Source organism: Caballeronia glathei, assembly GCF_000698595.1.
GTDB lineage: Bacteria > Pseudomonadota > Gammaproteobacteria > Burkholderiales > Burkholderiaceae > Caballeronia > Caballeronia glathei.
This window is the reverse complement of record NZ_JFHC01000019.1, coordinates 61,534-74,273: the sequence shown is the minus strand read 5'-3', so window position 1 is coordinate 74,273 and position 12,740 is coordinate 61,534. Positions and strand designations below refer to the sequence as shown.

General features: G+C 63.0%; 15 protein-coding genes. 9 read left to right on the top strand and 6 right to left on the bottom strand.

From position 1 onward, the window contains the following. Positions 1-18 precede the first annotated feature (18 nt). From BG61_RS14320 to BG61_RS14310, 3 genes are all read left to right on the top strand, one after another. Positions 19-615: an undecaprenyl-diphosphatase gene (locus BG61_RS14320; protein WP_035934574.1), complete on the top strand. Its 597-nt coding sequence runs from the start codon at positions 19-21 to the stop codon at positions 613-615. A gap of 136 nt (positions 616-751) precedes the next feature. Next, positions 752-1,414, top strand: coding sequence for a response regulator transcription factor (locus BG61_RS14315; protein WP_035934654.1), 663 nt, complete (start codon positions 752-754; stop codon positions 1,412-1,414). After that, positions 1,411-2,712 carry an ATP-binding protein gene (locus BG61_RS14310; RefSeq protein ID WP_035934573.1) on the top strand — a complete coding sequence of 434 codons (1,302 nt, stop codon included), beginning with the start codon at positions 1,411-1,413 and terminating at the stop codon, positions 2,710-2,712. The genes BG61_RS14315 and BG61_RS14310 overlap by 4 nt, the downstream gene beginning before the upstream one ends. Positions 2,713-2,833: 121 nt before the next feature. Here BG61_RS14310 and BG61_RS14305 read toward each other — a convergent pair whose 3' ends face one another. Then, positions 2,834-3,142: a DUF4148 domain-containing protein gene (locus BG61_RS14305; protein WP_035934572.1), complete on the bottom strand. Its 309-nt coding sequence runs from the start codon at positions 3,140-3,142 to the stop codon at positions 2,834-2,836. Positions 3,143-3,422: 280 nt separating this feature from the next. On the opposite strand from BG61_RS14305, the gene BG61_RS14300 reads away from it, so the two are divergent. After that, positions 3,423-3,704, top strand: coding sequence for a hypothetical protein (locus BG61_RS14300; protein ID WP_035934571.1), 282 nt, complete (start codon positions 3,423-3,425; stop codon positions 3,702-3,704). 78 nt (positions 3,705-3,782) lie between these two features. On the opposite strand, the gene BG61_RS14295 is transcribed toward BG61_RS14300, so the two are convergent. Then, the gene (locus BG61_RS14295) at positions 3,783-4,412 is read right to left on the bottom strand and encodes a CGNR zinc finger domain-containing protein (RefSeq protein WP_035934570.1); all 630 of its coding nucleotides are present in this window, start codon (positions 4,410-4,412) and stop codon (positions 3,783-3,785) included. A gap of 64 nt (positions 4,413-4,476) precedes the next feature. Here BG61_RS14295 and BG61_RS14290 point away from each other — a divergent pair, with 64 nt between their 5' ends. From BG61_RS14290 to BG61_RS14275, 4 genes are all read left to right on the top strand, one after another. After that, positions 4,477-5,352 (top strand): alpha/beta fold hydrolase, encoded by an 876-nt coding sequence (locus tag BG61_RS14290; RefSeq protein ID WP_051672514.1) that lies wholly within the window; start codon positions 4,477-4,479, stop codon positions 5,350-5,352. Between the two features lie 235 nt (positions 5,353-5,587). Continuing rightward, positions 5,588-6,631, top strand: a complete 1,044-nt coding sequence (locus BG61_RS14285; protein ID WP_035934567.1) for an alpha/beta fold hydrolase — start codon at positions 5,588-5,590, stop codon at positions 6,629-6,631. A gap of 142 nt (positions 6,632-6,773) precedes the next feature. After that, the gene (locus tag BG61_RS14280; RefSeq protein WP_035934566.1) at positions 6,774-7,283 is read left to right on the top strand and encodes a cytochrome P460 family protein; all 510 of its coding nucleotides are present in this window, start codon (positions 6,774-6,776) and stop codon (positions 7,281-7,283) included. Between the two features lie 442 nt (positions 7,284-7,725). Next, positions 7,726-8,052, top strand: a complete 327-nt coding sequence (locus tag BG61_RS14275) for a DUF4148 domain-containing protein (RefSeq protein WP_035934565.1) — start codon at positions 7,726-7,728, stop codon at positions 8,050-8,052. A 47-nt stretch (positions 8,053-8,099) separates the two neighbouring features. Here BG61_RS14275 and BG61_RS14270 read toward each other — a convergent pair whose 3' ends face one another. The 4 genes from BG61_RS14270 to BG61_RS14255 all read right to left on the bottom strand — a co-directional run bounded on the left by BG61_RS14270 (position 8,100) and on the right by BG61_RS14255 (position 11,540). Continuing rightward, positions 8,100-9,494 (bottom strand): heavy metal sensor histidine kinase, encoded by a 1,395-nt coding sequence (locus BG61_RS14270; protein WP_035934564.1) that lies wholly within the window; start codon positions 9,492-9,494, stop codon positions 8,100-8,102. Beyond that, positions 9,491-10,165 (bottom strand): heavy metal response regulator transcription factor, encoded by a 675-nt coding sequence (locus BG61_RS14265; protein ID WP_035934563.1) that lies wholly within the window; start codon positions 10,163-10,165, stop codon positions 9,491-9,493. The genes BG61_RS14270 and BG61_RS14265 overlap by 4 nt, the downstream gene beginning before the upstream one ends. A 107-nt stretch (positions 10,166-10,272) precedes the next feature. Next, the gene (locus BG61_RS14260; RefSeq protein WP_035934561.1) at positions 10,273-11,046 is read right to left on the bottom strand and encodes an alpha/beta hydrolase; all 774 of its coding nucleotides are present in this window, start codon (positions 11,044-11,046) and stop codon (positions 10,273-10,275) included. 128 nt (positions 11,047-11,174) lie between these two features. Further along, a complete protein-coding gene (locus BG61_RS14255; protein ID WP_035934560.1) occupies positions 11,175-11,540 on the bottom strand; it encodes a response regulator transcription factor in 366 nt (121 codons plus the stop codon). A 920-nt stretch (positions 11,541-12,460) separates the two neighbouring features. Between BG61_RS14255 and BG61_RS14250 the strand changes: the two genes are divergently transcribed. Continuing rightward, positions 12,461-12,718, top strand: a complete 258-nt coding sequence (locus BG61_RS14250) for a hypothetical protein (protein ID WP_035934559.1) — start codon at positions 12,461-12,463, stop codon at positions 12,716-12,718. Positions 12,719-12,740: the final 22 nt, after the last annotated feature.

Sequence of the window (12,740 nt, the reverse complement as noted above, 5' to 3'; positions counted from 1 at the left end):
GTCCCCCCCAGCCGCGTCATGGAAACCCTGAACCAGTCCCTCTTCCTGCTGATCGACGCATCGGCCAATCCGAACCCCGCCGTCGTCATGATCGCCCTGCTCTTTGCCAACTACGCGATCTGGCTCGTGCCGCTGACGCTGGTCGCCGGCTGGCTGCGAGGCGATGACGCAACGCGACCCTCGCTGATCGAAGCGAGCGCATCGGCCCTTGTAGCGCTCTTCGCGGCGCAGGTGATCGGCACGCTGTGGCCGCATCCGCGGCCCTTCATGATCGGTCTTGGAAGAACGCTCCTCTCCCATGCCGCCGACGCTTCGTTTCCCAGCGATCATCTGACCCTCCTGTGGGCCGTCGCCTTCAGCCTGTCGATGCATTGCGCAACGCGCGCGACGGGAGCCCGGCTCGCGCTGCTCGGCGTGCCGGTTGCATGGGCCCGTGTCTACCTCGGTGTGCACTTCCCGTTCGACATCGCCGGTGCAGCGCTCGTGGCCGTGGTCAGCGCATTCCTCTCGGCGCGCTGCGGGACGTGGTTCGCCATGCCGGTCGTGCGCGCGGCCATGGCCGTCTATCGCCCGCTGTTTGCGCCGCTCATCCGCCGTGGCTGGGTATCACGATGAATCTCACATTGCCTTTGCCGGCGCACAGTGCGGCAATTCCCTCCTGCACCGCAAATTTCGGCACAATTGACCGTTGTGCAATGATGCCGGTTAACTCAGGGCAAGCGTTGCGATCATGAAAATGCGGAGCGGCGTGATGAGGGTATTGCTGGTCGAAGACGACCGAATGATCGGCGAAGAGGTTGAAGTCGCGCTCAAGGATGCGAGCTACGCCGTCGACTGGGCCCGCGACGGCCAGATGGCGCTCGCGAGCATCGAGACGCAGCTTTACGACGTCGTGCTGCTCGATCTGGGCTTGCCGAAGAAGGACGGCTTCGATGTGCTGCTCAACGTTCGCGCGGCGGGACACGCGGTGCCGGTGGTCGTGATCACGGCGCGCGACGCCGTGGAGGAGCGGATTCGCGGCCTCGACGGCGGCGCCGACGACTACGTGCTCAAACCCTTCGAGATGTCGGAGCTCCTCGCGCGAATGCGTGCGGTGATGCGGCGGCGTGGCGGGCAGGCGTCGCCGGTGCTGACCAACGGCATCGTGTCGCTCGATCCGGCCACGCGGGAAGCGAGTATCGACGGCCATGCGATACGGCTTTCCAGTCGCGAATTCTCGCTGCTCCACGCGCTGATGATCCGTCCCGGCGCCATCCTGTCGCGCACGGAACTCGAAGACCGCATCTATGGATGGAACGAGGAAGTGGAAAGCAATGCGGTGGAGTTCATCATCTATTCGCTGCGCAAGAAGCTCGGCAGCGAAGCGATCAGGAACGTGCGCGGCGTGGGCTGGATGGTGTCCAAGCAAAGATGACGCACTCGCTTCAGCTCAAGCTCTCCGCCTGGTTCGCGGTGCTCGTGGCCGGCATTGCGATGATTGCCGGAATCGTCGCGTTCGAGACCGCCTTGCACGAGGCGAACGAACTGCAGGACGGACAGTTGAAACAGGTCGCCGCGCTCGTCACGCACCGCAGCCTGCCCGTCATGGAACTCGCGGCACTGGAAAACGTGCCGGGCGCCGACCGCGAATCGAAGCTCATCGTGCAGTCGCTGAGCGAGCGAACTCCGCTCGCGCTTGCCATCAATCTCCCGGACGGCATCCAGAACGCGACCGTCGAAGGCATGTCGTGGCGCATATTCGTGAAGACGCTGGATGGGGACACGCGCGTGGTCGTCGGCCAGCCCACCCTCGGGCGCGACGAGATTGCGCGCAACAGCGCGCTTGCAACGACCATGCCACTCGTGATCCTCGTGCCGGTGCTGCTCCTCGTGCTCGGCTTCGTGGTGCGGCGCATGTTCAGACCGCTTACGACGCTGGCACGCGATCTCGACACACGCACCGACAACGATTTTTCCGAGCTTTCCGGCGCGGCACTTCCAACTGAAATCGTGCCGTTCGTCGTGGCGATCAACCGGCTGCTCGCGCGTGTCGCACAGTCGGTCGCGTTGCAGCGCCGCTTTGTCGCAGATGCTGCGCATGAACTGCGCTCGCCGGTCACCGCGCTTTCGTTGCAGGCCGAGCGCCTTGCGGCTTCGGAAATGTCGTCGCAGGCGCGCGACCGGCTCGGTTCCCTGCGGCGCGGGCTCGCGCGAACGCGGGCGCTGCTGGACCAGCTGCTCACGCTTGCGCGGGTACAGGATCAAGGCAACGCACAGTGGATGGACGTTTCGATGCAGCGTGTCTTTCGCCAGGTCCTGGAAGAACTGATGCCGCTCGCCGAGGCGAAGCGGATCGATCTCGGCGTGGTGAGCGAGGTCGATGCCCTCGTTCGCGTGCCGGAGATGGATCTGCGAATCCTGATCAGGAACCTCGTCGATAACGCCGTTCGCTACACGCCTGCCGGAGGGCGCATCGACCTGGCGGTACGCGAGACCGGCGAACGCGTGCAGGTTCAACTGGACGACACGGGTCCCGGCATACCCTGGGACGAGCGCGAGCGCGTTTTCGACCCGTTTTATCGCGTGCTCGGCAGCGACGAGGAGGGCTCCGGTCTCGGGCTGTCGATTGTCGGGACGATTGCCGCGCGCATCGGCGCCACGGTCGAACTCGGAGATGCGCTGCCGCACGGCTTGCGGGTAAGCGTCACGTTTGCGGCTGCAAGCCAGCGGTGACGCGCAACGCGTGCTGGCGTGAGCGTTGCGCCCATCTGCGAAAGCGCGCTTCCATGCGCTCGTGATGCAACGGGGTCTCGGCCCGCTGACCGCACGACTGGCGCGTCATGACTCGCATTGCTCAGTGACCAAAATAGATCGAGTGCCCCTCGACACCGGCCTGTACACGCGGCGAGCTGGCGGTCGTGCCCTCTGCTGCTCCGCCGTAGGACTCGCGCGCAGAAGGCAGTTGGTCAACCTTTGCTTCCGCCGCCTGAATGTCGCGCGGATAGTGCAGGTCGTTCGTGTTCGGCTGATAGCCGACACTTTCCAGCTGGACCAGCTCAGCCTTCACCTGCGCACGAGTGACCTGCTGATTCGTGCCTTGCGCGAACGTCGTAAGGGGCGATGCGAGAGCAAGCACAGCGGCAATGCAAACGATCGATTTCATGATGGTTTACCTCTCTGTCAGTTTCAGTTGGCCTCACTCGCTGGAATGAAGCCTCGATCCATCTCGTCTGTCGGATGACGATCAGGTAGCCTCATTGTGTGCCAGCGCGTCTGGCGCAATGCTGACGCTTCAATTACGAATTTGAAATCTATCGTCGCCGCCAGACAGCGACGACGCGGCGCATAGGACGGGCACGCCAGGCGCGAGCGAAGCTGGTGCCGCTCGGGACGTGCGCCTAGACTTGAAACCGGCGACCACGACTCATCAGGAGACACATGCCATGGAACGCACCGAATTCCATGCGGCCATTCGACAACTGCGTGCAGCCGCCGAGATTCTGGCCAACACCGGCCCAGAGGACTGCCGGTTCGACGCGTTCCAGTTGCTGGCGCTCTTTCGCCGATACGACCATGGTGGACCGGGCTCGAACGCTGTCGCAACGTCCAACGACGAACTGTTCGTGCTGACCGCACAGGCCGCACTCGACCTGGCGGGGCGCAACCAGTTCGCCGCGTCGTTCGCGCTGCTCGGGCAGGCCCGGTCGCTTTTACCCGGTGCGTGATGTGGCAAGCTTTGCTGCTGCCACGAGCTGCGAACGTTACCGATCTTCCGGGTCGGTCATGCCCGTGCGTACTGTCCGTCAATCTGTCGATCTGACCGCATGGTAGTGGCGTTGCGCCTTGACACGATTTCCGCACGTAGCCATCGAGCACCATCGACGCGACTTGCTTCGCGATTGATCGAGGAACAGCCACGAGCATGCGCCACACTCCCGGACATTCGAAAGCATCGGTTGAGCAAGCAGTTCGCTCGCAGCGATAGCAAGCCTGTCCCTAATGAGCGCGGTGCCGGCCTTCTCGGGGCGTACCGTCCAGCGCACCGGTGCTTGCCCGTCAACGTGCAGGTGAGCGTGCCTCATCGCCTTGAGAATATGGCCTTCCAGCCGCCGCAGAGGTGCCTCCGAAGGCGGCGCACCCCCTGCGATCGCAGAAAACACCGCATGCATGGCCTCTCGCATTGCCCTCAGGTCGCTCAGGATGTCGGACGTGCCATGCCCGGCATGTAACCGTGCCTTCTCGATGTGCCGGCGATCAGACGCGCCAAGAAGACCGTTCGCGCCAGCCCAGCCCAAAGCGTCCCGCCAATCGACCAGTTGCTCGCTGTCCCGCTCCTTGCCAGCCCCGCCGCATGTATTCACGAAGTCAAGAACAACGTGCCCGCCGACGCCTGCGTCCGCCCGTACATCTGCCTTCATCCCCTCGGTCAACATAACCTCCTTGAAGCAAATTGAAGGTTAGTATAGATTCGTTGAAACCCAATGCGCAAGGTGAGTCATGACAAATACTTCTTTGCAATCACAGCCGGCATGTCAGGGCGCGTTATCCCTCGCGCACTCGTTTGAATTCGAGGGTCAGTCAGTACGCTACGGTGCAATCGGCTCGGGCAAGCCGATGGTGCTGATACACGGAACGCCGTTTTCCTCACAGGTCTGGCGACGCATTGCGCCGGTTGCCGCTCGCTTCCGCCGGGTCTTTTACTTCGATCTTCTGGGCTATGGAATGTCCGAGCAGCGTGCGGACCAGGATGTTTCACTGGGCGTTCAGAATCGCGTGCTTGCAGCGTTGCTCGAGCACTGGCAGATCGATAAGCCTGACGTGGTTGCCCATGATTTCGGCGGCGCCACGGCGCTCAGGGCAGCCCTGCTGGACCAATGCGAGTATCGATCGTTGCTGCTGATCGACCCGGTGGCGATCGCCCCCTGGGGTTCCCCGTTCGTGCGCCATGTGCGCGCCCATGAGGCCGCGTTCGCAGGCGTGCCCGCCTACATTCACGAGGCGATGATCCACGCATATCTGCAGGGCGCCGCGCACCGGACACTCGCGGAAGATGTACTGCGCATTTACGCGTCGCCGTGGACGGGAGAGCCTGGGCAGGCGGCGTTCTATCGGCAGATTGCCCAGATGGACCAGCGCTACACCGACGAAGTCCAGCCGCATTACGGCAAGCTTCGCTGTCCGGTTTCCATCCTGTGGGGCGACGAAGATCAGTGGATTCCCGTCGATCGGGGCCCGGAACTGGCGGCGATGATTCCCGGGGCGCGTTTCGCGCGGGTTTCCGGCTCGGGGCATCTGATGCAGGAAGACGCTCCCGAAGCGATTGTCGGCGAGCTGATGCATTTTTTGAAGCTGGGAAGCGCGACGCCCGATTAGCGCACCTCCCGCTTGCAACTCCTTTACGAACGATGCGGCAGCCCAGCCACTCCAACTCGCCACTTGCGTTGCCCTGATGGCAACGATATGTGCACTTAGTTGCTCTTGCTCGCAGGGTTCCGCGCTGCCACCATGAAGTATCCGCGGCGACGCGTGCAGTCCCGACACCCATCTCGTCAAGAGCATACTGAACCCGCATTGCTCTTGTTTGGCTCATATCAAAGGAGAAACAGCCATGCCGGATCAAATCAACGCTCGACGTCGTCGCCTGCTTGGGACGACGCTTGCTGGCATCAGCATGATGGAGCTGGGACTGAGCGGACTCGCCCACGCGCAGTCGGGCGAGACTTCGAACAAGCCCAATGCGGCAACGCGTGTTGCATCGTTCGACAACATTCGCCAGGTCAACGCGGGATCACTCAGCATCGGTTATGCGGAAGCGGGGCCTCGAAATGGACCGGTCGTGATCCTGCTGCACGGCTGGCCCTACGATATCTACAGCTTCGCTGAAGTGACCCCGTTGCTTGCCTCCGCCGGATACCGGGTCATCGTGCCGTACCTGCGGGGCTATGGCTCGACGCGGTTCCTGTCCGCGGATACGCCCCGCAATGGGCAGCAAGCTGTCGTCGCCGTCGACATCATTGCGTTGATGGACGCGTTGAAAATCGACAAGGCCGTGCTGGGCGGCTTCGACTGGGGTGCGCGAACCGTCAATATCATGGCTGCGCTCTGGCCGGAACGATGCAAGGCCATGGTTTCGGTCAGTGGCTATCTGATCGGAAGCCAGGAAGCCAACAAGACACCGCTTCCCCCGAAGGCCGAGCTGGCATGGTGGTACCAGTTCTACTTCGCCACGGAGCGTGGCCGTGCGGGCTATGAAGCCAACCGCAACGCCTTCAACAAGCTGATCTGGCAGCTCGCGTCTCCGAAATGGAACTTCGACGATGCGACTTATGACCGCTCCGCCGAGTCGTTCAACAATCCGGACCACGTCGCTGTCGTCATCCACAACTACCGCTGGCGCCTCGGACTGGCCCAGGGCGAGCCGCAGTATGACGAACTCGAAAAGCGTCTGGCGACGGCACCGACCATCTCTGTCCCGACCATCACGCTCGAAGGCGATGCCAATGGCGCGCCTCATCCCGATCCGGCCGCGTACGCGAAGAAGTTCACGGGCAAGTATCAGCATCGAAACATCGGCACCGGTATCGGACACAACCTTCCGCAAGAGGCGCCTAAAGCATTCGCCGACGCGGTCATCGCGGTGACTCGCCTTTGATGACGCACGAGCGGCCGAGGCGCCCGAAGTTGCGCCCCGGCCTACGCACACGGGTTCGCGACCTGTGGAGCGCTCCGTGTTAAGTTGCAATCACGTGTCGGGAGCAACGACACCTGTCGACACGACCCTAAAGGGGTGGCAAATGCAAGGAATTCGGACTGCGCGCGCGATCGTCGAAGTGGCTCTTCTAATGTCGGTGCTGCCCGCCCACGCTCTGGCGGATGCGGGGAAATCCCCGGCATCGCCGATCTATGGCGTCACCGTGCCAGAGGGCTATCGGAAGTGGGAGATGATCGCGCCCGCGGAAGAAGGCCCGCCCCTCGACGAGCTTCGCGCCGTGCTCGGGAACCCCGTGGCAATGAAGGCAATCGAGCGCTCGACGCTGCCGTTTCCCGACGGAACGATACTGGTCAAGCTCGCCTATCAGCGCAAGCAGTCCACGGAGTTCGAATCCGCGACCGTTCCCGGACAGGCCACCACCGTGCAGGTCATGGTGAAGGACTCGCGCAAATATGCATCGACGGGTGGCTGGGGCTTTGGCCGTTTCATCAATGGGCAACCCGTTGATCGGGCGCAGCATGAGACGTGCTTCGCGTGTCATCAGGCACGTGTGAAGAACCACGACTACGTCTTCACCCGTTTCGCACCGTAGTCTCGCGCTTCTCCTTACCCCAACGGGCAAACATGCCCGCTGGCGGCTTTCCACGATTGTTGTCGTCTGGCCCCCCGAAAAACGCGCCATCTTCTGCACGCGTCCCTGACGTACGTCACCGCCGGCCGCGGCGATGTGGCTCATCTGTGGATCGCCCGCTACCCCGCTAAGCCCGCCCGCACGCGTCCCGCACGCTCTGACGCCCGGTCATGACTTTTGTACAGAAATGTATCTATGGCGCGCTCAGACAAACACGCTTGCATTTAAGGGGGTTCGAGGAAACAAGCCAGATACGTCGGCGGGTTCAAATATCTCTAACGCAAGGTTGATCAAAACAGTGCGCTTGATTCGGTCGAGACGTGAAGGCTTTCATGCTTCGAGAACCTCGCGGCCCGCCCGAATCCCTGACCTTATGAAAACCCCGGCTCCCAGGAGAAAACTCATGAAACTCGTTCAATCCCTTTTCGTCGCAGCACTCGTTGCCGTTCCCGCCCTCTCGTTCGCGCAGTCGAGCGAACCGCTGACCCGCGCCGACGTGCGCGCGGAACTGGTCCAGCTCGAGAAGGCCGGCTACAACCCGTCAAGCGACCACACGCAGTACCCGAAGAACATCGAGGCCGCGCTGAGCCGCATCAATGCGCAGAACGGTTCGGCCGCATCGTATGGCGGCGCCGCGACGAACGACTCGGCATCGGGTTCGCGCTCGGACGCGACTCGCGCGACGGAGTCGGACGTCATCGGACTTGGCCCGATCTACGCGCATTCGTAATGCAGTGACGACAGGGCACGCGATTTCATCCACGCGGACCCTGGCATTCAACTGTCCCGGCTCGGGAACATCAGGGTAAAGCGCGTCAGCCCTTCGCGGCTGGACGCATGCCAGGTTCCGCCGTGCAGCATCATGATGCTGCGTACGATCGAAAGCCCAAGTCCGCTCGACTCGGAGGACCGCTGCCGCGACGCATCCGCCCGATAGAATCGATCGAAGAGCCGCTCGAGCTGATGCGGCTCGATCGTCGGTCCGCGATTCTCGACATGGATACTCGTGCCGTCACTCGTTTGCTCGGCCACGGTCGAAATCACGGTGTCCTTCTCGGCATAGCGCACGGCATTCGCAAGAAGATTGGCGAGCGCCCGGCGAAGCAGCAGCGGGTCGGCCCAGACGCGGCCCTCACCGTGCCATTCGATGCAAATGCCGCGCTCGTCGGCAAGCCCTTCGAAATACTCGGCCATGCGCTCGAACTCGTCCGCAAGCGGCACTTCCTTGCGCTCGATGGCGTTGTCCGCATGCTCGGCCCGCGCGAGGAACAGCATGTTGTCGATCATCTTCGACATGCGTTGCAGTTCCTCGTAATTGGAACCGAGAAGCCGCTGGTAATACGCGATGTCGCGCGGCTGATTCAGTCCGACCTCGGTCAGCCCGAGCAAGTTGCCGATCGGCGTGCGCAGATCGTGCGCCATGTCGGCGGAGACCTGCTTCAACTGCGTGAAGCCTCGTTCGAGCCTGTCTAGCATGCCGTTGAGCGCGGCGATCAGCGCGTCCAGCTCGGGCGGCGCATTGCGTCCCTCGATGCGCGTGGATAGACTGCCCATGCCGATCGATGCGGTCTGCGCCGCGAGCCGCTTCAGCGGACCCATGCCGCGTCGCGCGAGGCCGTAGGCGAGCAGCGCGGCAAGGAGCGCCGCGGTCGTCGCAAAGAGCAGTATCTGATTGCGATAGTCGTTCAGCATGCGCGTACGCTCGGTCATCAGACGGCCGGAGATGATCTGCACGCCGCTCTGCCCGGCCACGCTGTGCGCGTCGGCGGCAACGTAGATGAACGGCGTGCCGTCGCTCGTTACCGTGTGATGAACGGCATCGAGCGAAAGCGCAGCGTCCGCCGGAACGGGCTTCACGTCGGGCACGGCCCTGCCACCCGGATTCACCACGATGAGCGGCGCTTCGCCCGCCACGCGCAACACCAGCAGCGACTCGGCATTGCCGAGCATGTTGCCGAACAGATGCGGCTTCTCGCGAATCAGATCGCGCACGTCCATGTCCTGCATCAGCGTGCGGATCTGGTCGACCCGCGTGACGAGCGCCCCGTCGTCGCGCACGACCAGTTGCGCTTCGAGCTTGCGATACAGCGCGAAGCCGACAATCGCCATCGCGCTGAACGCGAGCAGCGCGAACAGCAGCGCGAGGCGCGTGGTGAGCGAGACTCGCTTCATGCTTCGTGCTCGCAGCGGTAGCCGACGCCGTGCACCGTATGGATCAGGCGCACAGCGAATGGATCGTCGATCTTCTGCCGCAACCGGCGCACCGCGACATCCACGACGTTGCTGTCGCTGTCGAAATTCATGTCCCACACACGCGACGCAATGAGCGCGCGGGACAGCACCTGCCCCTGATGCTGCACGAAGAACAGCAGGAGATTGAACTCCTTGTTGGTGAGCGTGATGCGCGTGCCGCCGCGTTCGACGCGCCGCTTGGGGACGTCGATGCGCAGATCGCCTGCTTCCAGCACCTCGTCCTGTGTCTGCGGCTGCCCCCGGCGCAGAATGATGCGGATGCGCGCGAGCAGTTCGGCGAACGAAAACGGCTTGACGAGGTAGTCGTCGGCGCCCAGGTCGAGACCCTTCAGCCTGTCTTCGAGCGTGCCGCGCGCGCTGAGAAACAACACCGGCGTCTTGCTGCGCGCGCCCAGCTTCTGCATGACGGTCCAGCCATTCATCTCCGGCATCATCACATCGAGCAGAATCAGGTCATATTGCATTTCATTCGCCAGATGCAAACCGTCGATGCCGTTGGCGGCCACGTCGACGACATAACCCGCTTCCGTCAAGCCGTTGTGCAGGTATTCACCTGTCTTTGCTTCGTCTTCGATGACCAGGATTCTCATATCGCCGTATCGTCACAGTTTCGCCTGGACACCTCGTGTCCGGGAAGTTGCCCGGCAAGGGCCGACTCCCGGTCACGAGCCGATGCATCGCGGCGCAGGACCCGCCGTTATTGGCCCGACTGTTGTGCCGCCTGTTCGATCAGCGCGGCCACTTCCTGCGGATGTGATTCATACACCGAGTGACTCGCGCCGTCAATTTCCACCGTATGCGAGTGTGCGCGCGCCGCGTACATGCGCTCGAGGTCCGGATTGATGATCTTGTCCGCCTTCGCGACCATATACCAGCTCGGCTTGGTCTTCCATGCCGGATCGGGGATCTGCGCGGTGAACACGGACGCGGAGGTCGGCATCTGCGCGTGGGCCTCGAATTCCGCCTGTGCGCGCGGCAGGTCGGCGGCAAAGTCGGACGGATAGTCGGCGGGATTCAGATACAGGAAGTTGTCCGGCGTCTTCACGACGGCCTTCGTCGAGTTCGGATACTTCTTGCCATTGCTCGCTTCGGTTTCGCCGACGTCGAGTGCATGCGCGGCGATGTAGACGAGCGACTTCACGTGATCGTCGTTGCCCGCTTCCGTGATGATCGCGCCACCATAGCTGTGGCCCACCAGAACGCACGGGCCGTCGAGGGTAGCCAGCACCCGCTTCGTGGCGGTGACGTCTTCGCCGAACGACGTCAGCGGCTCCTGCACGAGCGTGACCTTGTAGCCGTCCTTCGTGAGAATGTCATAGACGGGGCGCCACCCTCCTCCATCCACAAAGGCGCCGTGGACCAGCACGATGTTCTTCACCGGTGCTGCGAAGGCAGGCGCCGCGGCGGCGGTGAAAAGGCACAGGGCGGCGGCGGCGTGTGCTGCGGCGGCGCGAAGCTTGGGAAAACGCATGGCAACTCCTTGAAAGGACATCACGTGAACGGTTTTGGGTACAACGTGATGCCAGTCTACGGAGCGGGCTGCAACGAGGCGGTTACTCAGTCATTACGAAAAAATGACAGGAAAGTGCCCGCGTTCGGCTACGCATTGCGTCCAATCGCAAGCTCGATCAGGCAGAGCAGCTTGTCTTCCGCAAACGGCTTGCGCACGAAACCAATCGCGCCATGCTGGAGCGCACGCTCGACGGTGTTGTCGTCGGCGTGCGCCGAGATGAATACCACCGGGATGCGCCTGTGCTCCGCGTTCAGCTGCCGCTGCACTTCGAGGCCCTGCATGCCCCGCATTCTCAGATCGAGCAACACGCACAACGCATCGTCGACGTGCGGAGAGGCGAGGAACTCCTCTCCTGATGCAAACGACATGGTCGCGTACCCCACGGCCTTCAGCAGATTCTCGATACCGCTTCGCACTGAGGCGTCATCGTCCACGATCGATATAAGGCTCATAGCTGCCAAAACTCCAGTTGCGCCGCAGTGCCATCAGGAACCATCGGGCGCGATATAAGCGAGGCCGTTCGTGCGCGTCACCTCGATGCAGCAGATGTCATTGTCATCACATGCCCGCACGCAGGCGTATCCGGTCGCAGGCCGTGCGCACAGGGCTGCCCGCGCATCCTTCCTTTTGCGCGTTTCAGCCGCTCACGGGCACCACCAGCATCGTCAGAGCCATCGTAGACAGGGCGGCGATGCGAAACCAGTATCCGAAGATATGGTGTCGGCCGCCTTGCGCAGGCGCCCCGCGGCGCGGATGCCTCGAAGAAGGCGTGCTCGGGCGGCGCATCGGACGAGCCCCGGAAAACGGCGTCCGGGCGCGGCATCACACTTTCGTATAGCGCCGTCATGCGCGCCGGTAGCGCCCCGATTCGTTCGTAGAATAGTCCGGCGCCGCCGACTCTTCTATGCTGAGGTCATTGTGGCCCATATGGCCGCGAAACCGACCCGCCGCTCACGTTGCGCGGCCCTGGCCATAGACCCGGAGAGCACATCATGCATGCGATGAAATCACGATGGTTTCGAACCGGGACTCTGGCGGTGTCCGCATGCGTTGCGGTTGTCGCGTGGAGCGCGATGAGCGGGCCGGGATATCAGCAGACGTTCAGTGACCTCGGCCGCGACACGCAGTTGCCGCTCGAACGGTTTGCACTGGACAGCACCGACTCGCCTGAGCCCGCAACAGCAGAGCCGCCGGGAAACCGGCGCATCTCCATGTCGGGATATGTCCGACGCGACGGAAGACGCGATGAGCCGGCAAGGCACCGTTCGCCGGCTTGCGTGAGCGGCTTCTGCCGGACGGTCGACGACGCGAAATACTGGACGTGATGCCCCTTTCCGGCTTCCCGGATCACGCAAAAGAACCGAGGTCTCCGATGATCGATATCACACGACGCCACGACATGCCCACGCGCCATGCGCAGGCGAGCGCTCTCGCAAAGACGAGGGTCGAGCGCTGGTATGCGGATTTGATGGGCGACCGGCGTCTCGCCTGCGAGTACGACGGCGGACGCTGGCGCATCGCGCTCGACGGCAGGTGCCTCGCCGACGACGACTCATTCGAATGTGCGATCCACGCTGCTTATGCGATGGCGCGTGCACTGTCCGCGTTGAACAGGACTCACGCAACGTAGCGGGCCGCGGCGCGCCGCGTTC

What these genes read in the sequence shown, in the direction of transcription:
- BG61_RS14320 (WP_035934574.1), top strand. Translation starts at nt 19, where the DNA reads ATGGAAACCCTGAACCAGTCCCTCTTCCTGCTGATCGACGCATCGGCC.
- BG61_RS14315 (WP_035934654.1), top strand. Translation starts at nt 752, where the DNA reads ATGAGGGTATTGCTGGTCGAAGACGACCGAATGATCGGCGAAGAGGTT.
- BG61_RS14310 (WP_035934573.1), top strand. Translation starts at nt 1,411, where the DNA reads ATGACGCACTCGCTTCAGCTCAAGCTCTCCGCCTGGTTCGCGGTGCTC.
- BG61_RS14305 (WP_035934572.1), bottom strand. Translation starts at nt 3,142, where the DNA reads ATGAAATCGATCGTTTGCATTGCCGCTGTGCTTGCTCTCGCATCGCCC.
- BG61_RS14300 (WP_035934571.1), top strand. Translation starts at nt 3,423, where the DNA reads ATGGAACGCACCGAATTCCATGCGGCCATTCGACAACTGCGTGCAGCC.
- BG61_RS14295 (WP_035934570.1), bottom strand. Translation starts at nt 4,412, where the DNA reads ATGTTGACCGAGGGGATGAAGGCAGATGTACGGGCGGACGCAGGCGTC.
- BG61_RS14290 (WP_051672514.1), top strand. Translation starts at nt 4,477, where the DNA reads ATGACAAATACTTCTTTGCAATCACAGCCGGCATGTCAGGGCGCGTTA.
- BG61_RS14285 (WP_035934567.1), top strand. Translation starts at nt 5,588, where the DNA reads ATGCCGGATCAAATCAACGCTCGACGTCGTCGCCTGCTTGGGACGACG.
- BG61_RS14280 (WP_035934566.1), top strand. Translation starts at nt 6,774, where the DNA reads ATGCAAGGAATTCGGACTGCGCGCGCGATCGTCGAAGTGGCTCTTCTA.
- BG61_RS14275 (WP_035934565.1), top strand. Translation starts at nt 7,726, where the DNA reads ATGAAACTCGTTCAATCCCTTTTCGTCGCAGCACTCGTTGCCGTTCCC.
- BG61_RS14270 (WP_035934564.1), bottom strand. Translation starts at nt 9,494, where the DNA reads ATGAAGCGAGTCTCGCTCACCACGCGCCTCGCGCTGCTGTTCGCGCTG.
- BG61_RS14265 (WP_035934563.1), bottom strand. Translation starts at nt 10,165, where the DNA reads ATGAGAATCCTGGTCATCGAAGACGAAGCAAAGACAGGTGAATACCTG.
- BG61_RS14260 (WP_035934561.1), bottom strand. Translation starts at nt 11,046, where the DNA reads ATGCGTTTTCCCAAGCTTCGCGCCGCCGCAGCACACGCCGCCGCCGCC.
- BG61_RS14255 (WP_035934560.1), bottom strand. Translation starts at nt 11,540, where the DNA reads ATGAGCCTTATATCGATCGTGGACGATGACGCCTCAGTGCGAAGCGGT.
- BG61_RS14250 (WP_035934559.1), top strand. Translation starts at nt 12,461, where the DNA reads ATGATCGATATCACACGACGCCACGACATGCCCACGCGCCATGCGCAG.